16 protein-coding genes are annotated in these 21669 nt (G+C 72.1%); 10 read left to right on the plus strand and 6 right to left on the minus strand.

Going from position 1 to position 21669, the window contains the following annotated elements; translation table 11 throughout:
• Nucleotides 1–21 precede the first annotated feature (21 nt).
• The gene (locus Voc01_RS22040) at nt 22–795 is read left to right on the plus strand and encodes an alpha/beta fold hydrolase (protein ID WP_203929388.1); all 774 of its coding nucleotides are present in this window, start codon (nt 22–24) and stop codon (nt 793–795) included.
• On the opposite strand, the gene Voc01_RS22045 is transcribed toward Voc01_RS22040, so the two are convergent.
• Genes Voc01_RS22045 through Voc01_RS22055 form a run of 3 tightly spaced genes read right to left on the minus strand, consistent with a single transcriptional unit; the run spans nt 764 to nt 6922 of the window.
• Nucleotides 764–5248 carry an ATP-dependent helicase gene (locus Voc01_RS22045; protein WP_203929389.1) on the minus strand — a complete coding sequence of 1495 codons (4485 nt, stop codon included), beginning with the start codon at nt 5246–5248 and terminating at the stop codon, nt 764–766. The genes Voc01_RS22040 and Voc01_RS22045 overlap by 32 nt on opposite strands.
• A gap of 4 nt (nt 5249–5252) precedes the next feature.
• Entirely contained in the window at nt 5253–6221 is a 969-nt protein-coding gene (locus Voc01_RS22050; RefSeq protein ID WP_203929390.1) for a DMT family transporter, read from the minus strand.
• Between the two features lie 41 nt (nt 6222–6262).
• Complete coding sequence (locus Voc01_RS22055) at nt 6263–6922, minus strand: pyridoxamine 5'-phosphate oxidase family protein (protein ID WP_203929391.1); 660 nt, start codon at nt 6920–6922, stop codon at nt 6263–6265.
• A gap of 28 nt (nt 6923–6950) precedes the next feature.
• On the opposite strand from Voc01_RS22055, the gene Voc01_RS22060 reads away from it, so the two are divergent.
• The 8 genes from Voc01_RS22060 to rny all read left to right on the plus strand — a co-directional run bounded on the left by Voc01_RS22060 (nt 6951) and on the right by rny (nt 16030).
• A complete protein-coding gene (locus Voc01_RS22060; protein ID WP_203929392.1) occupies nt 6951–8276 on the plus strand; it encodes an aminotransferase class I/II-fold pyridoxal phosphate-dependent enzyme in 1326 nt (441 codons plus the stop codon).
• Nucleotides 8277–8292: 16 nt separating this feature from the next.
• Nucleotides 8293–8964, plus strand: a complete 672-nt coding sequence (locus Voc01_RS22065; protein WP_203929393.1) for a UdgX family uracil-DNA binding protein — start codon at nt 8293–8295, stop codon at nt 8962–8964.
• 40 nt (nt 8965–9004) lie between these two features.
• Nucleotides 9005–9805 carry a hypothetical protein gene (locus Voc01_RS22070; protein WP_203929394.1) on the plus strand — a complete coding sequence of 267 codons (801 nt, stop codon included), beginning with the start codon at nt 9005–9007 and terminating at the stop codon, nt 9803–9805.
• A 312-nt stretch (nt 9806–10117) separates the two neighbouring features.
• Nucleotides 10118–11470 carry an MFS transporter gene (locus Voc01_RS22075; RefSeq protein ID WP_239160384.1) on the plus strand — a complete coding sequence of 451 codons (1353 nt, stop codon included), beginning with the start codon at nt 10118–10120 and terminating at the stop codon, nt 11468–11470.
• Between the two features lie 9 nt (nt 11471–11479).
• Nucleotides 11480–11680 (plus strand): DUF3046 domain-containing protein, encoded by a 201-nt coding sequence (locus Voc01_RS22080; RefSeq protein WP_203929395.1) that lies wholly within the window; start codon nt 11480–11482, stop codon nt 11678–11680.
• Between the two features lie 164 nt (nt 11681–11844).
• Nucleotides 11845–12894, plus strand: a complete 1050-nt coding sequence (gene recA, locus Voc01_RS22085) for a recombinase RecA (protein ID WP_203929396.1) — start codon at nt 11845–11847, stop codon at nt 12892–12894.
• Between the two features lie 2 nt (nt 12895–12896).
• On the plus strand, nt 12897–13538 hold the full coding sequence (locus Voc01_RS22090) for a regulatory protein RecX (protein ID WP_203929397.1): 642 nt from the start codon (nt 12897–12899) through the stop codon (nt 13536–13538).
• Between the two features lie 851 nt (nt 13539–14389).
• Nucleotides 14390–16030: a ribonuclease Y gene (rny, locus tag Voc01_RS22095; protein WP_239160396.1), complete on the plus strand. Its 1641-nt coding sequence runs from the start codon at nt 14390–14392 to the stop codon at nt 16028–16030.
• On the opposite strand, the gene Voc01_RS22100 is transcribed toward rny, so the two are convergent.
• Complete coding sequence (locus tag Voc01_RS22100; RefSeq protein ID WP_203929398.1) at nt 16027–19323, minus strand: ABC transporter substrate-binding protein; 3297 nt, start codon at nt 19321–19323, stop codon at nt 16027–16029. The two genes, rny and Voc01_RS22100, sit on opposite strands and share 4 nt — an antisense overlap.
• Nucleotides 19324–19444: 121 nt before the next feature.
• Between Voc01_RS22100 and Voc01_RS22105 the strand changes: the two genes are divergently transcribed.
• Nucleotides 19445–19894: a hypothetical protein gene (locus Voc01_RS22105; RefSeq protein ID WP_203929399.1), complete on the plus strand. Its 450-nt coding sequence runs from the start codon at nt 19445–19447 to the stop codon at nt 19892–19894.
• Nucleotides 19895–19985: 91 nt separating this feature from the next.
• Here the strand turns inward: Voc01_RS22105 and Voc01_RS22110 are convergent, their stop codons facing one another.
• Together Voc01_RS22110 and Voc01_RS22115 are read right to left on the minus strand one after the other, a co-directional pair.
• Nucleotides 19986–20957: an amino acid ABC transporter permease gene (locus tag Voc01_RS22110; RefSeq protein WP_203929400.1), complete on the minus strand. Its 972-nt coding sequence runs from the start codon at nt 20955–20957 to the stop codon at nt 19986–19988.
• A gap of 3 nt (nt 20958–20960) precedes the next feature.
• The gene (locus tag Voc01_RS22115; protein WP_203929401.1) at nt 20961–21668 is read right to left on the minus strand and encodes an amino acid ABC transporter permease; all 708 of its coding nucleotides are present in this window, start codon (nt 21666–21668) and stop codon (nt 20961–20963) included.
• Between the last annotated feature and the right edge of the window lies 1 nt (nt 21669).

Consider the following 21669-nt stretch of genomic DNA (forward strand, 5'->3'; position numbering starts at 1 on the left):
GGCAGTGTAAGACTGGGCGACGTGTTACATGTGCACCAGTTCGGCGATCCCGCCGCCCCGCCCCTCGTCGCGCTGCACGGGGTGCAGGGGCACGGCGGCCGGTTCGCGCCGCTCGCGACCGCACTCGGGCGGCGGGTCCACGCCCCCGACCTCGCCGGGCACGGGCTGTCCCCGTGGGACCCACCCTGGACGATGGAGCGCTACGTCGACGACGTGCTGACGGTGCTCGCCGACCTGCCACCGGTCGACCTCGCCGGCCACTCGTTCGGGGGCGCGCTCGCCGTGTGGACCGCCCGCCGGGACCCGTCGCGGGTGCGCAGCCTGCTGCTGATCGACCCGGCGATGGGCATCAGCCCGGAGGCGGCCGGCCGCGGCGCCGACGACGCGGTGACGCAGCCGTCGTTCGCCACGCTGGAGGAGGCGTCGGCGTGGCTGGCCGCGATGTGGCCCGCCGTGCCCGACGGGGTGCGCGCGGCGGAGATCGACCAGCACCTCGCCCGGGGTGACGACAGGCGGTACCGGTTCCGGTTCCGGCCGGCCGCCGCGGCCACCGTGTACTCGGAGCTGTCCCGCGAATCGGTGACGCCGCCGCCATCTGTGCCGACGCTGGTGCTGCGGGCGCCCCGCGAACGCGTCGTGCGGCGGCACTTCCTCAAGCTGTGCGCCGCGGACGGATGCGACGTGACGCTCGTCGACATCGACTGCGGGCACCTGATGCTGGAGGAACGGCCCGACGAGGTGCTGGCCGAGATGCGCACGTTCCTCAGCCGCGTAGGCGCAGCCCCCGCGGAGTGACGCGGAACCCGGCCGAGGTGAGGGCGTCGCGCAGCGGCGAGGAGTGGATCGCCTCGCCGTCGACGCGCTCCACCGACATGGCGCCGAGGGCACCGCTGTGGACGGCGTCGGCCAGGGCCTTGGCGGCGGCGGCCAGCGCCTCGCCGTTGTCGGTGAACGACAGCAGCGTGCGTCCACCGCGTTCGACGTAGAGCGCCGGTTCGCCGCCGGTGACCACGACCAGCGCGCCGGCCTTGCGGCCGGGCCGGTGACCGGTGGTGAGCTCGTCGACCACCCGCTCCGGCCACGGGAGGGCCGCGCCGTACGGGTTGGCCGGGTCGGTGGTGGCGAGCACCACGGCCTGCCCGTCGGCCTTCTCGGCCATGCCGCGCAGCCGGTCGACGGCGCCGGGCAGGGCGAACTGGGCGGCGCCCAGCCCTTCGACGAAGTAGCCGCGCCGGGCGGCGCCGCGCTCCTCCAGCGCGGCGAGCACCGGGTAGACGCCGGCGAACCCACCGGGGTGCCCCTCGGCCATCACCGCGCCGCGGGTGACCACGCCGTACCGCTCGAGCAGCAGATCGGCGGTGAACGCGGCGCGCCGGGTGGGGTCGAGGTCGCGGTCGGGGAGGCGGTACCAGCGGCCGGCGCCGCTCGGCGGGCCGGCGCTCAGCACCGGACGGCCGGGACGCCGGTACCGGGCCCGGCTCGTGGTCGCCTTGGCCTTGTGCGTGCCGCTGCCCCTGGTGAGCAGGCCGCGCAGGGGAGCCAGGGTGTCGTTGGAGACGTGGCCGCCCCAGACGAGGTCCCAGAGCGCGGCGAGCAGGTCCTTCTCCAGCCCGCCGGCCTTGTCCGCGATCGCGCGGAGGAACAGCGCCTGCCCGTCGCCGAGGGCGTCGAGGATCGCCTCGTGCAGCGGGGTCGCGACCGCGTCGGGCTCCGGCTTCGGGAGGACGAGGGCCGCGTTCTCGGCGTACGCGAGGGTGACCCAGCCGTCGCCGCCGCCGGCGATGGCGCCGGCACCGGACCACACCAGTTCACCGGACGCGCACAGCTCGTCGATGAACGCGGCGGAGTAGTCGGCGACGCGGGCCGGCAGCACGAGCCGTTCCAGGGCCGACGCCGGCACCGGCACCCCCTGGATCTGCTCGATCGCCGCCGCGAGGGCCTCGACCCCGCGCGCGGACGACCCGACGTGCTGCCACCGGGGCAGGAACCGGGCCAGCACCGCCGGCGGCACCGGCTCGATCTCGCGCCGCAGCGCGGCCAGTGACCGCCGCCGCAGCAGGCGCAGGACCTCGGCGTCGCACCACTCGCCCGCCGCCACCTCGGGCGTGTACGAGCCGGGCACCGCCGACGTGAGCCGCTTGAGGGTCTGCTCGACCACGTAGACGCCGAGCCCGAACCGCTGCGCGGCCGCCGCGGCCGTGAACGGGCCGCGGGTGCGGGAGTAGCGGGCGATCAGATCGCCGAGCGGGTCGGCGACCTGGGCGAGGTGTGCCTCCGGGACCCCGACCGGCAGGGCGACGCCCAGCGCGTCGCGTACCCGGGCGGCGTCTTCGACCGCGATCCAGCGCTCGGTGCCGGCGATGCGCACCCGGATGGCGCGCCGGACCGCGCCCAGCTCGGCCGCCCACTCCCGGCTCGCGCCCCGTGCCTCCAGCTCCTCGTCGGACAGGTCGCCGAGGAGGCGCAGCAGCTCGGCCACGTCTTCGGCGTCGCGGACCCGACGGTCTTCGGTGAGCCACTGCAGCTGGTTGTGGGTGCTCTTCACGACCTCGGGGTCGAGGAGGTCGCGCAGCTCGACCCGGCCGAGCAGCTCGCCCAGCAGCGTGGAGTCGAGCGCCAGCGCGGCCGCCCGGCGCTCGGCCAGCGGCGCGTCGCCCTCGTACAGGAACGCCCCGACGTACCCGAACAGCAGCGACCGGGCGAACGGCGACGGGCGCGGGGTCTCGACCTCGACCAGCCGCACCTTGCGGCTCGCCACGTCACCCATCAGGCCGACGAGGCCCGGTACGTCGAAGACGTCCTGCAGGCACTCGCGGGCCGCTTCCAGGGTGACCGGGAAGTCGGCGTACTCGCGGGCCACGTCGAGCAGCTGGGACGCGCGCTGGCGCTGCTGCCACAACGGCTGCCGCTTGCGCGGGTCGCGCCGGGGGAGCAGCAGGGCACGGGCGGCGCACTCGCGGAACCGCGCGGCGAACATGGCCGACGTGCCGACGGTCTCCTCGACCATCGTGCGGATCTCGTCGGCGTCGAACGTGACCAGGTCGGCGCCGGGCGGCTCCTCGGCGACGTCGGGCAGCCGCACCACGATGCCGTCGTCGCTGGGCATGACCTGCCCGTCGACGCCGTACCGCTCGGAGAGCCGTCGCCCGATCGCCAGCGCCCACGGCGCGTTGACCTTCGCACCGAGTACACAGTGGACGGTGAGCCGCCAGTCGCCCAGCTCGTCGCGGAACCGCTCGACCACGACCGTGCGGTCGTCGGGCAGCTGCCGGATGGCCTCGCGCTGGTCGTCGAGGTAGGCGAGCAGGTTGTCGACGGCCCACTCGTCGAGCCCGGTTTCGGTGAGGCTGCTGCGCGCGTCGTCGTTCTTCGTCTTTGCCAGGGTCCGCAGCCGCTGGCCGATCGCCCGGCCCAGCTCGATCGGCCGGCCCGGCTGGTCGCCCTTCCAGAACGGCATCTTGGCCGCCTGGCCGGGCGCCGGGCTCACCAGCACCCGGTCGGGCGTGATGTCCTCGATGCGCCACGACGTTGAGCCGAGCAGGAACACGTCGCCCACGCGCGACTCGTAGACCATCTCCTCGTCGAGCTCGCCGACCCGCACCGGCTTCTCGGTGTGCGCGAGGAACACGCCGAACAGCCCGCGGTCGGGGATCGTACCGCCGCTGGTGACCGCGAGCCGCTGCGCGCCCGGCCGGGCGGTGAGCTCGTCGGTGGCCCGGTTCCACACGATGCGCGGACGCAGCTCGGCGAACGCCGTGGACGGGTACCGCCCGGCCAGCATGTCGAGGGTGGCACTGAGCGCGGACTCGGGAAGCTCGGCGAACGGCGCCGCCCGCCGCACGGCCGTGGCCAGTTCCGGAACCGTCCACGGCTCCATCGAGACCATCGCGACGATCTGCTGGGCCAGCACGTCGAGCGGGTTGCGCGGGTAGCGCATGGCCTCGATGCCGCCCTCGACCATCCGCTCGGCGACCACCGCGCACGACACCAGGTCGCCCCGGTGCTTCGGGAACACCACGCCGCGCGAGACCGCGCCGACCTGGTGCCCGGCCCGCCCGACCCGCTGCAGCCCGGCGGCCACGCTCGGCGGCGCCTCGATCTGCACGACCAGGTCGACCGCGCCCATGTCGATGCCGAGCTCGAGGCTGGACGTGGCGACGACGGCCGGCAGGTCGCCGGACTTCAGCGCCTCCTCGATGTGCTTGCGCTCCTCGCGCGAGACCGAGCCGTGGTGGGCGCGGGCGATGACCGGCGCCGCGCCGGCCGCGCCACCGGCCTGGGCCATCATCGCGGCAGGGGTCTTCGCGGGCGCGGGCGGCAGGTCGTCGGCCTTCTGCGCGGCGATCTCGTTCAGCCGGGCGCACAACCGCTCGGCGCCACGCCGTGAGTTGGTGAACACGATCGTGGACCGGTGCGCCGCGATCAGCTCGAAGACCCGCTCCTCGACCGCCGGCCAGATGGACGCCTGCCGGGCCACGCCGCTCTCGTCGGAGTCGGCCTCGTCGTCTTCGTCGAGCCGGGTCATGTCGGCGACCGGCACCTGGACCTCGACCTGGATGGTCTTCGGCGTGCGGGGCTGCACGATCTCGACCGGCGCCGCGCCGCCGAGGAACCGCGCGGTCTCCTCGATGGGACGCACGGTGGCCGACAGCCCGATGCGCTGGGCCGGCTTCTCCAGCAGCCCGTCGAGCCGCTCCAGCGACAGGGCCAGGTGGGCGCCGCGCTTGGTGGAGCAGACGGCGTGCACCTCGTCGACGATCACCGTCTCGACGCCGCGCAGGGACTCGCGCGCGGCGGAGGTGAGCAGCAGGAACAGCGACTCGGGGGTGGTGATCAGGATGTCGGACGGCGCCCGGCTGAACGCCCGCCGCTCGTCGGCCGGGGTGTCGCCCGTCCGCATCGACACGGTGACCTCGGGTACCGGGAGCCCCAGCCGGGCGGCCGACTGCCGCATGCCGGCGAGCGGCGCCCGGAGGTTGCGCTCGACGTCGACCGCCAGCGCCTTGAGCGGGCTGACGTAGAGCACCCGGCAGCGCTTCAGCTTGTCGGCCGGCGGGCCCTCCTCGGCCAGCTTGTTCAGCGACCAGAGGAACGCCGCGAGCGTCTTGCCCGACCCGGTGGGCGCGACGACCAGGGCGTGGCGACCCGCGGAGATCGCCTTCCAGGCGCCCTGCTGGGCGGCCGTGGGCTCGGCGAAGGCGTTGGCGAACCACTCGCGGGTCGCCTCGCCGAACAGGTGCAGAGCCATGCGGTCAATGGTGCCCCGCGGGTACGACAGTTTCCCCGGCGACCGCCACCTCGCGCCGCCGTTTCACGACACCCTGCGACACGGCCACCCCGAACAGGACGATCAGGGCACCGACCGGCTGGTACCAGGCCAGCCCCTCGTCGAGGACGATCATGCCGATCAGCACGGCGAACAGCGGAACGATGTAGGTGACCATCGACGCCGCGCTGGCGCCCGCGAGCCGCACGTTGCGGAGGTTGATCACAAAGGCCAGGCCGGTGCCGAGGACGCCGATCGCGAGCACGCTGCCGATCGCCTTCCAGGACAGCTCGCCGACGGCCGGGGGCGCCCCGCCGACCAGCGGCGCCACGACCGCGATCTGCGCGGTGGCGACGAGCAGCTGGGCGGTGGTGAGCGACAGCCCCGACAGCGGCTCACCCGCCAGGTACCTCTTCTGGTACGGGATCGCCACGCCGTAGCAGGCCGCCGCCGCGAAGCACATGAGCTGACCGGTGAGCTGCGCGCCACCGACGCCCTCCCAGACCCCGAGCACCACCACGACGCCGAGGAACCCGAGCACCACACCGACCGCCTTGCGCAGCGCCGGCCCTTCGGTGCGGAACACGAGCACCGCCATCGGCAGCACCACCAGCGGCGTGGCCGCGTTCCAGATGCCGGCGAGCACCGAGGAGATGCGCTCCTCGCCGTAGCCGAACAGCGTGAACGGCAGCACCACGCCGAACGCGCTGACGAGGTTGAGGTGCAGCCAGATCCACCGGCCCCGGGGCAGCCGGTCACGCGTGATCAGCAGCACGACGAGCAGCGCCAGCGCGCCCGAGCCCACCCGTCCCAGGGTCAGGTAGGTCGGGTGCATCTCGCCGACGGCGATCTTGATGAACAGGAAGCTCGAGCCCCAGATCGCGGCGAGCACCACGAGGCCCGGCAGCCACTCCTTGACAGGCGCGGCTGTGTCAGGAGCGGTGGCGGCAGTCATGGCTTACACCCTGGCCCTGGAACCGTTCGGGCGCAGCCGAATTAGGCCGTGACGCCGATCACGGCCCGGAGGTAGTCGGGCACGCCCTCGACGCCCTCGTCGGGCTCGGGCTCGCCGGCCACGGTGCGCAGCGGAACGACGCCGGCCCAGTGCGGCAGCGCGTAGTCCTCCGGCTCGTCGCCCACGCCCTTGGCCCGCACCTTCGCCGAGACCTCCGACAGCGGCAGTGCCAGCACCGACGTCTGCGCCAGCTCCTTCGGCGACGGCGCCCGGGTGTCGGCGGCCCGGCCGGCGGCGATCTTCTCGACGATCGCGGTGAGCACCGCCGACTTCTCCTCCGGGTCGGTGACCACGGTGGCGGTGCCGTGCGCGACCACCGACCGGTAGTTGGCGCTGTGGTGGAACTGCGAGCGGGCGAGCACCAGCCCGTCGAGCAGGGTGACCGCGACCGACACCTTGATGCCCTCGGCCTTCGCCCCGCGCAGCGGCCGGCTGCCGGTGGACCCGTGCACGTACAGCACCTCCCCGATGCGCACGTGCAGCGTGGGCAGGACCCGCGGTTCGGCCTCGTCTCCGGTGCCGACCACGAAGGACAGGTGGCAGACCCAGGCCTCGTCGAGGATCGAGTGGACGAGGTCGGCGTCGTACGACACGCGCTCGCGCAGCCGGGTGGCGGTGGTGCGGGGGGTACTTGTGTACATGTCTTTGTCCTATTACAATCTGCGGACTGTGGCAGTACATTATCAGTTCCAGGGATCCACCGCAGCAGGCATTTCGGTGAGCGTCGAGTTCGCCCTCACGCACGGCCACCTCGCGCCCGGCGACAGCCTGCCGCCGGTGCGCCAGCTGGCCGGCGAGCTGGGCGTCAGTCCGAACACGGTCGCCGCCGCCTACCGCCAGCTGCGCGACCGTGGGCTGGTCGAGACCGCCGGCCGCAACGGCACCCGGGTCCGCCACCGGCCGCCGCTGTCGGCGCGCCTGGCCGCCAAGCCGTCGGTGCCCGCGGGCCTCGTCGACCTGTCGGCCGGCGAGCCCGACACCGACCTGCTGCCCGATCCCGGTCCCGCGCTCCACCGGGTCGCGGCCACGGTCCCGCGTACCGGCTACTCGGCCGGGCCGTACCCCGAGCTGCTGGAACGGGCGCGCACGAGGCTCGGCCCGGTGCCGTCCGAACACCTCACGGTCACCGCCGGTGCGCTCGACGGCCTGGAGCGCATCCTCACCGCGCACCTGCGCGCCGGCGACCGGGTGGCCGTCGAGGACCCCGGCTGGGCCGCGCTGCTCGACCTCGTGGCCACGCTGGGGCTGCATCCGCTGCCGGTGCCGGTCGACGACGACGGTCCCGACGCCGGTGCGTTGTCCGACGCGCTCCGCCACGGCGCCAAGGCGGTGATCATCACATCGCGCGCGCAGAACCCCACCGGCGCCGCGGTCTCGGCGTCCCGCGCGGCCGGGCTGCGCGCCGTGCTCGCGCCGTTCCCCGAGGTCCTGGTGGTGGAGGACGACCACGCCGCCGAGCTGGCCGACGAGGAACTGCACACCCTCGCCGGCACCACGCGGAACTGGGCGTTCCTGCGCTCCACGTCGAAGCCGTTCGGCCCCGACCTGCGGCTCGCGGTCCTCGCCGGCGACGCCACCACCGTGGCCAGGGTCGAGGGTCGCATGCGGCTGGGTGCCGGGTGGGTCTCCACGATCCTTCAGAGACTCGTCGTGGAGCTGTGGTCGGACAGTTCGGCGTCCGCGCGGGTCGAGGCCGCGAAGATGGATTACGCCCACCGTCGGCTCCGGCTTGTCGCGCTTCTCCGGTCTCGTGGTGTGGAGGCGCGCGGCCGCAGCGGCGTCAACGTGTGGGTGCCGGTCGCCGACGAGGTGTTCGCGGTCACGCGGGTGCGCGACGCCGGTTTCGCGGTGGCGCCCGGGTCGCTGTTCCGCGTCGGCGCGCCGCCGGCCGTGCGGGTGAGCGTCGGGCGGCTGCGGCCGGAGATGTACGCGCCGCTGGTCGACGCGCTGGTCGGCGCGGTGCGGCCGTCCCGGCGGGTTCATCAGCCTGTGTGACGGGTAGGCGCCGGGAATGACGCAGCAGGAGATCCCGGTGGGCCGGCCCACCGCGGAACCGTTCGTCCCCGCCACCACCGACCTGGGTGAGCTGCGCGCGGCGGCCGCGGGCTGCCGGGGCTGCCACCTGTACGAGGACGCCACCCAGACCGTGTTCGGCGAGGGTCCGGCGCGGGCGCGCGTGATCATGGTGGGCGAGCAGCCCGGCGACCAGGAGGACCGGCGCGGCGAGCCGTTCGTCGGGCCGGCCGGCAAGCTGCTCGACCGGGCGCTGGGGGAGGCCGGCATCGACCGCTCGCTGGTCTACGTGACGAACACGGTGAAGCACTTCAAGTTCAAGCAGGCGGGGCCGGGCAAGCGGCGGATACACGCCACGCCCGACCGGGTGGAGATCACCGCCTGCCGGCCCTGGCTCGTCGCCGAGTTCGCGGCGGTCCGGCCCACCGCGGTCGTGGTGCTCGGCGCCACCGCGGCCAAGGCGTTGTTCGGCGCGTCGTTCCGGATCACGCGGTCGCGGGGCGAGGTGCTGCCGTGGCCGGCGTCGGCGCAGAACCCCGCCGAGTTCGCGCCGACCGAAGGTTTCGCTGTCGCAACGATTCACCCGTCGGCGGTCCTCCGTGCGGACGACCGTGAGCAGGCATTTGATGGGTTGGTGGCCGACCTGAAAGTCGTCGCTGAACAGTTGTAGGGTCGCAAGCGCGAACCGGATGCTTTCAGGAGGTCACTCCGTGCGCATATTTAAGTCGCTCACTGTTGCCACGGCGGTCACCGCGGTCCTGCTGGCGGCCGGGTGCACCAGCGATGACGACGACCCGCAGTCGAGCAGCGGCCCGAAGAGCACGAAGAGCAGCACGCCCACGGCCGCGGAGTCGTCGGCCGCGGCCGCCGCCACCAGCGATCTGAACGCGGCGGTGCAGGAGCTCACCCGCACCAGCTACAAGTACACGATGAAGGCGGGCGACGCGGCCAGCAACGGCACGGTCGACCCGGCGGCGAAGCAGAGTTCGATGACGGTCACCGTGGTCGAATTCAAGACCGAGGTCCTGATCGTCGACCCCGACCTGTACGTGCGGATCAAGGGCCTGGGCCTGCCCGGGCTCGACGAGAACAAGTGGCTGAAGATCGACCGCACGAAGATCAAGTCGTTCGCGGCCCTGGGTATCCGCGACGTCAACGACCCGACCGGCGTGAACACGCTGGCCAAGACGATCGCCACGATCCAGAAGACCGGCGACCGCTCGTACAAGGGCACGCTCGACCTCACCAAGGGCAGCGACGCGTTCGGCCTCGACGAGGCGGCGATCCGGGCCCTGGCCGAGAAGGCGCGGGCGATCCCCTTCGAGGCGACGGTCAACGAGGGCAACAAGCTGGCCACCTGGAAGATGACCATCCCGGCCTACGGCGCGGAGAAGGAGACGACCTTCGACCTCGCCTACACCGAGCACGGCGGCAGCTTCCCGGTCGCCCGGCCGCCGGCGAACCAGACGGCGACCCCGCCCCAGACGGTCTACGACATGCTGCAGGCCTGACGCCGGGCACCCGCGTCGAGCGGTCCAGGGCTCCCGCGCACGCGCCGGCGTGTGCGGGAGTCCTAGATCGTGAAATGGCCCGGTTCGTGACGCGTCGTAGAACTTGGCAATGTTCCGGCTCGGCCTAATTCGTGCGCCAGGGACGAGAACGGCGAAAATCGAGCGCCCGAATTAACGGGTAGTGAACGGCCAAGATCTTCGCGCTGGCCGTCTTTCCTGTGAGTTTCAGCCCACGACCTGGGCAACTCTGGTCCACGGGGATCTTCTCGGCAAGGATGTATACGGCCGTCGCCCCTTACGCCGAGGTCTTCTGTGGATTTGCCGCGCACCCCGCTCACTTCGTCAGACGTCAATGTAGATTCCGCCCAGATCAGCGCAGTTCAGCGCAAGACGCTCACGTTGTTGATAGCCACGCAGGTGATCGGTGGCATCGGCGTCGGTATTGGGATCTCTGTGGGTGCATTGCTGGCCGCCGATATGGGCGGTCCGGGCATCTCGGGCCTCGCGTCCAGTGCGGCGGTGATCGGTGGCGCCCTGCTCGCCGTGCCGGCGACCCGCCTCATGCGCACCGGCGGCCGGCGGCCCGGTCTCGTCTTCGCGTACCTGGTCGGTGCGCTCGGCGCCCTCATCGTGGTGGCCGGCGCGGGAGCCGACCTGATCATGGTGGTGTTCGCCGGCATGCTGCTGTTCGGCGGCGGCACCGCGGCCAACCTCCAGGCCCGCTACACCGCCGTCGACCTCGCCGAACCGGCCAGCCGGGGTAGACAGCTGTCGGTGGTGGTGTGGGCCACCACGATCGGTGCCGTCGCCGGTCCGATCCTCGCGCCGGTCGCCGACCGGGCCGTGCGTGGCTGGGGCATCCGCGAATATGCCGGGCCGTTCGTGTTCAGCGCGCTCGCGTTCGGACTGGGTGCGGTGCTGCTCCTGGTCCTGCTGCGGCCGGACCCGCTGCAGCTGGCCCGCCGCCTCGAGCTGGAGGCCGCGCCGCCGGAACCACCTCCACCGGTGGACCCGTCGGCGACCGACGCCGCTGTCGCCGGTCCCGTGGAGTCCGAAACCGAGACCGCGGGCGGCCTGAAGGCCGCCTGGCGGGCCGTGCGCCACAACCCGGCCGCGCGCCTGGGAATGTCGGCGGTGGCGGTCGGGCACCTGGTGATGGTCGGCGTGATGTCGATGACGCCGGTGCACATCAACGACGGCGGGCACGACCACGCCGACGTGCTGAAGATCGTCAGCATCGTGCTGAGCCTGCACATCGCCGGGATGTACGCGTTGTCGCCGGTGATGGGCTGGCTGGTCGACCGGCTGGGCCGGCGTCCGGTGGTGCTGCTCGGCATCGGCCTGCTGGTGGTGGCGTGCGCGGTGGCCGGGTCGGCGGGGCACGCGACCGGGCGGCTGTCGACCGGGCTGGCGCTGCTCGGGCTGGGCTGGTCGGCGACGATGGTGGCCGGCTCGACGCTGCTCACCGAGTCGGTCGACGTGGTGGTGCGACCGGCCGCGCAGGGGCTCAGCGACATGGGAATGGGCTTCGCCGGCGCGTTGGCCGGTGCCCTGTCCGGGGTGATCGTCGCGCTCGGCAGCTACGGCACGCTCGCGCTGCTCTCCGCGATGGCGGTGCTTCCGCTGCTGGCGCTGGCGTTACGGACCCCCGACCGGGCTGAGTAGGTTGGATCCGTGCGACTGACGGACTTCTGGGAGCGGTTGGAGCTCGTGTTCGGTGCCGGTTATGCGCAGAGCGTGGCCGAGGATCACGTGATCCCCGGCCTCGGCGGGCGGACGATCCGGGAGGCGCTGGCCCAGGGTGAACAGACCGTGACCGTGTGGCGGGCCGTGGTGGCCGCTTTCCCCGACCGCGTGCCATCCAGGCTGCACTGACGCCCTTCGTGGGCGTGTCGGGAGCTCCATCGAACAGGTGTACGGGTATCGTCCACAGGGTTGAAGGTCATCCACAGGGCACCACTTTTGTCGTACCCGGCGCTTAACGTGTCGGCGTGACGAGACGGACATCCGCGAAGCCCGCAACCTCAGGAGTATCCGACATGGCAGCAGGGCAGCCCGACCGCGAAAAGGCGCTTGGCCTCGCGCTCGCAGGCATCGAGAAGCAGTTCGGCAAGGGCTCGATCATGCGGCTCGGCGAACGGCCGGTCACCGAGATCCAGGTGATCCCCACCGGGTCGATCGCGCTCGACGTGGCGCTGGGTATCGGCGGCCTGCCGCGTGGCCGGGTCGTGGAGATCTACGGCCCGGAAAGCTCAGGTAAGACGACGGTGGCGCTGCACGCCATCGCCAACGTCCAGCGGGCCGGCGGCATCGCGGCGTTCATCGACGCCGAGCACGCCCTCGACCCCGACTACGCCCGTGCGCTGGGTGTCGACACCGACGCGCTGCTCGTCTCCCAGCCCGACACGGGTGAGCAGGCGCTCGAGATCACCGACATGCTGGTGCGCTCCGGCGCGCTCGACATCATCGTCATCGACTCGGTGGCGGCCCTCGTGCCCCGCGCCGAGATCGAGGGCGAGATGGGCGACAGCCACGTGGGTCTGCAGGCCCGCCTCATGAGCCAGGCGCTGCGGAAGATCACCGGTGCCCTGAACAACTCCGGCACCACGGCGATCTTCATCAACCAGTTGCGCGAGAAGATCGGTGTCATGTTCGGCTCGCCGGAGACCACCACCGGTGGCCGGGCGCTGAAGTTCTACTCCTCCGTGCGCCTCGACGTGCGCCGCATCGAGAGCCTGAAGGACGGCACCGACGTGGTCGGTAACCGCACCCGGGTGAAGGTCGTGAAGAACAAGGTCGCGGCGCCGTTCAAGCAGGCCGAGTTCGACATCATGTACGGCAAGGGCATCTCCCGCGAGGGCTCGCTCATCGACGTCGGTGTCGAGCAGGCGATCATCCGCAAGGCCGGTGCCTGGTACACCTACGACGGCGACCAGTTGGGGCAGGGCAAGGAGAACGCCCGCAACTTCCTCAAGGAGAACCCCGACGTCGCGGCCGAGGTCGAGAAGCGCATCAAGGAGAAGCTGGGCGTCGGGGTCAACCAGTCCGACGACTCCGCCGGTCCGGCGATGCCCCCGGTCGACTTCTGATCATGGCGGGTCGCCGTGGAGGGGTCGGTCGTAGAGGGCCGGCCCCCGATGCGGAGCAGAAACCGAAGTCGCGGGAGGAGCAGGGTACGGCCGCGCGTGACCAGTGCATCCGGTTGCTGGCGGTGCGGCCGCGTACCCGGTCGGAGCTCGACACCGCGCTGCGCAGGCGCGGTTACGACGACGACGTGATCTCGGAGATCCTCGACCGGTACTCCGACGTCGGGATCATCGACGACGAGGCGTTCGCCCGGGCGTGGGTCACCAGCCGGCACCACAGCAAGGGGCTGGCGAAGCGGGCCCTGGCCGGTGAGCTGCGACGCAAGGGCGTGTCCGACGACGACCTGGGCGCCGCGCTCGACGAGGTCGACGACGACAGCGAGGTCGAGACCGCGCGGACGCTGGTCGACCGGCGGCTGCGGGTCGAGCGGCGCCGGCCCCGGGAGGGCGACGCCGAGGCGGCCCGGAAGGCGGAGGCGGCGCTGATCCGCAAGCTCGTCGGGATGCTCGCCCGGAAGGGTTATTCGTCGGGCCTGGCCTACCGGGTGGTGAAGGAGGCCATGGCCGACAGCGGTGATGCCGATGGTTTGCTCGATCTTGATTCTTACGTCGAGGAATCCGACGACTTCGATCAGCTCCGATCATGAGTCCTTGACCCGGAGCCTTCCGAAGACCTAGCCTCGGCGTTACCGGATGGAGACCGCTCAACCACCGCGGGTTTACCGCACAACATAGATCGCATTACAGAACGACATCTTTTAGCTCGATAATCTTGCAGTGGCCCTCGATTCTGACGGGTCACACCGCGTCGTCGGCTTGGTCGAGCCGGCGATGATTCCGGCACAGTTGCCGGGCCGGGTTCAGGCATGCCCGGCAGGTGTACATCGGCCGTACCCACGGAATGTGGGCCGTCTCCGACTACCGGCTACACGCGCTGGTCCACACGGATCGGGCGCCAGGCGGGGAGGAGGCGGCGATGACACCGATCGAACTGGTGCTCGTCGTCGTGGTTCTGGTCCTCGCCATGGTCGTACTGGGTGCGGTGGTGGTCGGTGCCCGAGTCCTGCGCCGCATCGTCGACTCGACCGCGCGTCACCACGTGGGAGCGGTGCCAGGCGCCGCGGACGAGGTCGCGGGTGAGCCGGTGACGGTCGGCGCCTCGGCGGGCGGCTCTGTCGGCGGCACCGCTGGCGGCTCTGTCGGCGGCACCGTGAGTGGCTCGGTCGTCGGTGCCGGCTCGGCGGGTGCGGCTCTGTCCCCTGGCGCGGGCGACTCCGCAGGTTCGGGTGTGGGGGACACCGACGCCTCGTCCGGCTCCTCGGCCTCGGACGGCGCTCACGCCGGTCCCCAGGCAGTGGTCACGCCCGGCGACTCCACCTCGAACGCCACCGCCGCGGCGGCCGAGGTGCCCGCGGCCCGGGTCGCGGTCGACCGGCCGTCCGGCGCGGAGCACCGGCCGGAGCGCACCGACGTCCACGAGCAGGTCCGCGCCCCGCAGCTGACGCCCGACCGGCTCGCCGCCGAAGAGCGGACCCTGGCCGCGCTCCGCGCGGCCGCCGAAGACGCGAACGCCGCCGTCGACGAAGCGCGCGCCGCCGCCGCGGCCGCCCGCACCGAGGCCGCCGCGGCCAAGGCCGAGGCGGGTGCCGCGCGGGCCGAGGCGCGGCGGATCCTCGCGGAGGCGCGGTCCGAGTCGGAGGCGGTGCTCGAGCGGGCCCACCGGCAGTCCGAGCACGAGGCGGAGCAGGCGCGCGCCGCGGCCAAGCGGGCCGGCGAGCGCGAACTGGCCCAGCTCACGGCCGTCGCGCGGGAGCAGACGCAGGACGCGGAGCGCCGGCAGCGACGGCTCGACGAGCGGGAGCGCCTCCTCGCGGAGGAGGCAGAGCGGCTGGCCGAACGCGACCGGCGGATCAGCGCGGCCGAGCTCGACATGAGCTCCCGCGAGACCACGCTGACCAGCCGGGAGCTGTCGATCGCCGAGGCCGAGGAGGAGAAGCGGCGCGAGCTGGAGCGCATCGCGGCCCTCACCGCCGACGCCGCGAAACAGGAGCTCATCGAGACGATCGAGGCGCAGGCCAAGCGGGAGGCCGCGATCCTCGTCCGCGACATCGAGCACGATGCCCGCTCGACGGCCGAGCAGCGGGCGCGGCACGTGGTGGTCGACGCGATCCAGCGGGTCGCCAGCGAGCAGACGGCCGAGAGCGTCGTCAGTGTGCTGCACCTGCCCAGCGACGAGATGAAGGGGCGGATCATCGGCCGGGAGGGCCGGAACATCCGCGCGTTCGAGTCCGTCACCGGCGTGAACCTGATCATCGACGACACGCCCGAGGCGGTGCTGCTCAGCTGCTTCGACCCGGTGCGCCGCGAGATCGGCCGGCTGACGCTGGAGAAGCTGGTGCTCGACGGGCGGATCCATCCGCACCGCATCGAGGAGGTCTTCGACCTGGCCAGGCACGAGGTCGAGCGGCTGTGCGGACGGGCGGCCGAAGACGCGCTGGTCGAGGTCGGCATCACCGACCTGCACCCGGAGCTGGTCGCGCTGGTCGGCCGGCTGCGGTACCGCACGTCGTACGGGCAGAACGTCCTCAAGCACCTGCTCGAGACCGCCCACATCGCCGGCATCATGGCCGCCGAGCTCGGGCTCGACCGTCAGCTGATCAAGCGGTCGGCGTTCCTCCACGACATCGGCAAGGCGCTCACCCACGAGGTCGAGGGCAGCCACGCGCTGATCGGCGCCGACGTCGCCCGCAAGTACGGCGAGGCCGACGACGTCGTGCACGCCATCGAAGCGCACCACAACGAGGTGCTGCCACAGACGATCGAGGCCGTGCTCACGCAGGCGTCCGACGCGTGCTCCGGTGGGCGTCCCGGCGCGCGGCGCGAGTCGCTGGAGGCGTACGTCAAGCGGCTCGAGCGCATCGAGGAGATCGCCGCCACCAAGACCGGCGTCGAGAAGGTCTTCGCGATGCAGGCGGGCCGCGAGATCCGGGTGATGGTGCGGCCGGAGGACGTCGACGACATCGGCGCCGCCGTCCTCGCCCGTGACGTGGCCAAGCAGGTCGAGGAGGAGCTGACCTACCCCGGTCAGATCCGCGTGACGGTGGTCCGCGAGTCGCGGGTCACCGAGATCGCCCGTTAGGCCACTACGCGGTCCTTGTAGATCGAGCCGCCCCGCACCACGTACGACCACACCGTCGGCGTCGACGTGTCCAGGTCACCGGTCGGGGTGAACTTGATCTGACGCGACACGCCCTGGCTGTCGTAGGCGCCCACGAACGCGTTCACGTCCGCCCGCACCGACTTGCCCGCGGCCAGCGCCGCGAGCAGCACGTTCGCCGCGTCGAACGACTCGGGGCCGTAGTACCCGGCCGACTCGCCGAACTTCTCGCGGTATTCGGTGGCGAAGTTGTTCCGGGCCTCGCTGGGCGGCGCGCAGGGGCACGTCATCGCGACGCCCTCCGCCACGGCGGCGGTGGCACCCTCGATGAACAGGTCGGTGAAGATCCGGTCCCAACCCATGATCTTGATATCGGACTTGGCGGCCTTCATCTCCTTCACGAAGATGCTCGCCGCCTCGTGGTATCCGGAGAAGTAGACGGCGTCGGCGGTCGACGACGTCACCTGGCTCACGACGCTGGCGAACGTGGTCTCGTTGCCGGCGATGTCGGCCCGGCCGATGAACGCGGTGTTCAGTGCCCGCCGCGCCTCGTTGGCGACCCCGGTGGCGTACTCGTCGGTGTCGGACACGACGAAGACCCGGCGCGCACCCATCGTCTGCGTGAGGTGACGGGCCGCCGCGGCGGCCTGGTCGGCGTCGGTGCCCACCGTGCGGTGGAACGTCTTCCACCCCTTCTGCGACAGGACCGTGTACATCAGCGACGGCGAGATCACCGGCAGCCCGGCCGCGTCGAAGATCGGCATGGCCTTCTCGGCCTCGGTGAACCAGATCGGCCCCACCACGCCGACGACCTTCTCGTCGCGCACGATCTCCCCGGCCATCCGGCCGGCCTCGTCCTCGTCGCCCTGGGTGTCGTACTCGACCAGCTCGGCGGTGCAGTCCTGGTGGGCGGCGTTGTACTTGTCGACCGCCAGCTTCGCCGAGTTGCGGATGGCCTTGCCGTCGCCGCTGTTGTCACCCGACAGGATGCCGAGGTAGGCAACCTTGTAGCCGCAGGCCGCGGCCACCGGGGTCTCCGGTGGGGGTTCGGGCTCGGGCCGCGTCAGGGCGAACACGATGCCGCCCACCACCAGCAGCAGCACAACGGCGCCCGCGGCAAGAGCACCGACCAGCGGCCCCCGGGAACGGCGAGGCGGTCCGCCCGGCCCGAAACTTCCCATCGGGACCCCGTGAGCCCCACTGACAGGCGCCCCCGACATGGGTGGGCCGGACATGGGCGGCCCCGACATGGGCGGGCCGGACATAGGGGGTCCTGACATAGGGGGTCCGGACATGGGCGGGCCGGACATGGGTCGGCCGGGGATGGGCTGCTGCCCGGTGACACCGGGCTGGGCCTGCATGGGCTGGCCGGCCTGAGGGGGGCTGGGGTGAGGCTGGCTGGGGTGAGGCTGGCTGGGGTGAGGCTGGCCCGGGAAGGGCGGGCCCGACATGGGCTGTCCGGGTTGGCCTGGCTGCCCGGGGTAGCCCTGCTGCCCCTGCTGCCCTGGGTATCCCTGCTGGCCTGGCTGCCCCGGGTAGCCCTGCTGGCCTGGGTGGCCCGGCTGACCCGGTTGCCCCGGCTGTGCCTGTTGGCCCGGCTGCCATGGGCCGGATGCCTGCTGCGGTGCGCCGTACGTCGTGCCCGGCTGGGGTGGCGACGGTGTTCCGGCGGGAGGCGGTGGCGTACCCGGAGCCGACGGTGCCCCGGGCGACGCGGCGTACCCACCGGCGGGCGCGGGCGGCCCGGCCGGACCGGCTGACGGCATCGTGAAGGTCTGTGGCTCGGCGGGCTGGGTCGCGGCCGGGGGAGCGCTCGACTGCGGGGGGAACGGGCCCGTTGGCTGAGGCGGTCCTCCGAAGACGGGCGGACCTGACACCGGGGTCCCACCGGATCCCGACACCGGGACGCCGGACATCGGCGTGCCGGAGGCTGGCGTTCCCGAGACCGGGGTGGGGGGACCGGAGACCGGAGGTCCGGACATCGGTGCCGCCGAGACGGGGCGGTCGTTCGGCCGGCCCATCCCAGGAGCGGCAACCCCGGGACCGTACGGCGGCTGCGGAACGGAACCGTGTGGGCTCTGCGGCGCCGGCCCGCCCACGCCGGGGCTGGCGGGCCTCGGACCCGCCATCCCGGGACTGACCGGTCCCGGTCCCGCGGTCCCGGGCCCGGTACCGGAAGCGGCCGCACCCGGGCCGGCCACCAGTGGACCCGCGGCACCCGGTCCGCTCGGGGGTGGGCCGACCACCGCCCGGCCCGACCGGGGCGCGAGCTGCAGCGCGCCCTCCGCTACGACCAGTTCCGGCTGCTCGATCGCCATCGGCGCCGTGCCGAAACCGCGGTGCAGCAGCGTCGCCGCCAGGGGGATCCGGCTGGATCCGCCCACCAGGAACACCGCCGACAGCTGGGCGGGCGTCAGGCCCGCCGCGGCGACCGAGAGCAGCGTCGCCGTCACGGTGCGGTCGAGGATCGGGCGGGCCAACTGCTCGAGCTGCTCGCGTCCCAACGGAACGCTGTCGTCGACCAGGGGCACGTGCACGTACGTGGTCGCGGCCCGGCTCAGGGTCTCCTTGGCCTGCCGGGCGTCCTCCCACAGCTGCCACGCGGCGCGGCGGTCGGTGTCGTCGGCGGGATGGGACAGGCGACGCCACTCGTCGGCGGCCCGGTCGGCCAGCTGCCGACCCAGGTAGGTGACGATCGCGGCGTCTACGTCGAGGCCGCCGGCATCGGTGAGGCCCTCGGTGGCCAGGACGTCGAAGCCGCCGGCGGCGGTACGCCGGACGACCGTCGCGTCGAAGGTGCCGGCACCGAAGTCGTAGACGACGGCGCAGCCGCCGATCGGGAGGTGCGCTCCGATGGTCCCCACAAAATATGACGCGGCCGCGACCGGCTCGGCGACCAGCAGCGGCTGCGGCAGCCCGGCGGCGGCCGCGGCGCGACCCAGGGCGTCGCGGCGCTGGGCACCCCACGCCGCGGGATGGGTGAGCGTCACATGCGACGGCGTGGCGTTCGCGACCCGGTGCGCCTCCAGCGCGACGCGGCGCAGCACCGTGGCGATCAGCTCCGTCGACCGGATCTCCCGGTCGCCGAGGTAGACCGTCTCCTCGTCGATCCGGCGCTTCGGGTACGGCTCGAAGCGGTGCGGATGGAGCCGGGCGGAGTGGACGGCGTCGCGGCCCGCGAGGATCGATCCGTCCTCGGCGGCGTAGACGGCCGACGGCATGATCGGCGCGCCGTCGAACAGCAGGGCCTTGGAGCGTCCATCGGGCCAGCGCAACACGGCGACGGTGTTCGAGGTTCCGAAGTCGATCCCAAGCCGAAAGCCACTCTCCGCCACCCGCGCAGCGTAAACAAGCCGCGCAAGCCTGCAAACCGCCCCACAGGGCAAAATCGCGGGCATGACCGTACTGCTGGGGTTGATCCATTCCGGCATCGGCGCTGTCTGGCTGGGGTCGATGGTCTACAGCCTGGGCGTCGTGCAGCCCCGGATCGGCAGACTCTTCGGCGATCCGGCGAAGGCCGAGGACGTGTACCGCGAACTCGCCGCCGGCAACCGCTGGCGGGTCGTGGCGATGATCGTGTTCCTCGGCCTGTCCGGAGCGGCGCTGATACTCGGCGGGGGCGACAGAACCACGACCTGGTGGGCGCTGATCGCGGCGAAGGTGGCGCTGCTGCTGGCGGCCGCCGCCCTGTTCTGGTGGGTCTCCTGGCGCGGCTGGCCCGCCCGTGTGTTCGCGCTACCCGAGGAGCTTGCGCCGTTGCAGCGCCGCTTCCGCCGGACCGCCATCGTGATGACCGCTCTGGTGGGACTGGCGTTCGCGCTGGGGGTGGTGGCCGCCCACTCCTGAGCGCCGATCCTGCAGTTGTGGCCCCCTGTTTGCCCGGAATAACCCGGGTTTGCGGGGGGCCACAACTGCAAGATCGGCGGGGGACGGAGGGCTACGCGTCGGCCGCTACCGCCGCGGGGGGAGCTGGAGCGGCCTGCTTCGGGGATCTGCGGCCGCGCGCCAGGCGGCGCTGGACGTATTCGGCCAGCTTCGACAACGCGTAGTTGATGATGATGTAGATGGTGCCGATGACGACGTACGTCTGGATGCCGTTGCCGAGGAACTGGATGGTCTGGCCGGCGACCCGCAGGATCTCCTCGTACGTGATGATGAAGCCGAGCGAGGTGTCCTTCAGCACCACCACGAGCTGGCTGATCAGCGCCGGCAGCATGATGCGGAACGCCTGCGGCATCAGCACGATGTACAGCGTCTGGAACGTGCTCAGGCCGATCGCGTCGGCCGCCTCGCGCTGGCCGGACGGCAGGCCCTCCATGCCGGAGCGCAGGATCTCGCCGATCACCACGCCGTTGTAGATGGTCAGACCGATCACCAGCGTGTAGGTCAGTGCCGGGATCGTGATGAAGCCGAGGTCGAGGTCCTCCGCGCCGGCCTGGCTCAGGAGCACCCACACGAAGAAGATCGTGATGACCACCGGGATGCCCCGGAACACCTCGACGCACAGGCGCGTGATGAAGTTCAGCGTCACCACGAGCGCGCGGACGACCAGTCCCAGGCCGCCCATGTCGCCGAAGCGCCGCTTCATCACGGCCTTCAGCTGCACCCGCGCGATCGCGAGCGCGGTGCCGACGATCAGGGAGCACACGATCGCCAGCGACGCCGCGATCAGGGTGGCCTTGAAGCCCTCGCCGAACCGCTGCCACAGCTGGTCGAAGTTCTCGTTGCTCGGGTCGATGAGCGGGCCCCACAGCTCCATCGAGAGCTGGCCCTTCTCCTCGAGCGGCACGTAGACGAAGAAGTACGCGCCCACCACGGCGAGCACCGCGGCGACGATGCTCACGATGATCGTCACCCGCCTGGCGCGGGGGCCGGGAGCGTCGTACAGAACCGCCTGCTGGTTACTCATGGATCACCGGGCCCTTACCGTGCGACGTTCGAACCGGTCGAGCAGCAGGCCCAGCGGCATCGTCAGGATGAGGAAGCCGATGGAGATGCCGATGAACACCGGGATCACCGGTTCGCCCTGCGAGATCACCAGGTCGTAGCCGGTCTGCGACAGGTCTCCGACCAGGCCGAAGAAGCCGGCGAGCGCCGAGTTCTTGATCATCGCGATGATCACGCTGCCCAGCGGCACGGTGGCCGCCTGCCAGGCCTGCGGCAGCACCACGTACCGCAGGTTCTGGGCGAAGGTCAGGCCGATCGCCCGGGCCGCCTCGGCCTGGCCGGGTGGAACGGCGTTGATGCCGCTGCGGATCGCCTCACACACGAACGCCCCGGTGTAGAGCGAGAGCGCGACGACGGCGAACCGGAAGTACGGCAGGTCGTAGTCGAGCCGGCCGAACACCAGGTTCAGCCCGGGGATGTTCATGAAATCGGCGTTCGACCCCAGCACCGGGAGGCCGAACGCGATCATGAAGAACACGATCGTGAGCGGCGAGTTCCGGAAGACCGTGACGTACGCCGTGCCGAGGAACCGCAGCGGCGGCACCGGCGAGATCCGCAGCACCGCCACGATGGTGCCGATGAGCAGCGCGCCGGTGGCGGAGAGAATGCAGAGCTGGAGGGTGAGCCAGAAACCCTTGGCGAACAGATCGAGGTTGTCGAATAGGGCGCTCATG

It is taken from the genome of Virgisporangium ochraceum (genome assembly GCF_016863655.1).
GTDB classification, from domain to species: Bacteria; Actinomycetota; Actinomycetes; order Mycobacteriales; family Micromonosporaceae; genus Virgisporangium; species Virgisporangium ochraceum.

Coding starts and splice junctions, on each gene's coding strand:
- Voc01_RS22045 (WP_203929389.1), bottom strand. CDS start 5,248: ATGGCTCTGCACCTGTTCGGCGAGGCGACCCGCGAGTGGTTCGCCAAC.
- Voc01_RS22050 (WP_203929390.1), bottom strand. CDS start 6,221: ATGACTGCCGCCACCGCTCCTGACACAGCCGCGCCTGTCAAGGAGTGG.
- Voc01_RS22055 (WP_203929391.1), bottom strand. CDS start 6,922: ATGTACACAAGTACCCCCCGCACCACCGCCACCCGGCTGCGCGAGCGC.
- Voc01_RS22065 (WP_203929393.1), top strand. CDS start 8,293: ATGACGCAGCAGGAGATCCCGGTGGGCCGGCCCACCGCGGAACCGTTC.
- recA (WP_203929396.1), top strand. CDS start 11,845: ATGGCAGCAGGGCAGCCCGACCGCGAAAAGGCGCTTGGCCTCGCGCTC.
- Voc01_RS22090 (WP_203929397.1), top strand. CDS start 12,897: ATGGCGGGTCGCCGTGGAGGGGTCGGTCGTAGAGGGCCGGCCCCCGAT.
- Voc01_RS22105 (WP_203929399.1), top strand. CDS start 19,445: ATGACCGTACTGCTGGGGTTGATCCATTCCGGCATCGGCGCTGTCTGG.
- Voc01_RS22110 (WP_203929400.1), bottom strand. CDS start 20,957: ATGAGTAACCAGCAGGCGGTTCTGTACGACGCTCCCGGCCCCCGCGCC.
- Voc01_RS22115 (WP_203929401.1), bottom strand. CDS start 21,668: ATGAGCGCCCTATTCGACAACCTCGATCTGTTCGCCAAGGGTTTCTGG.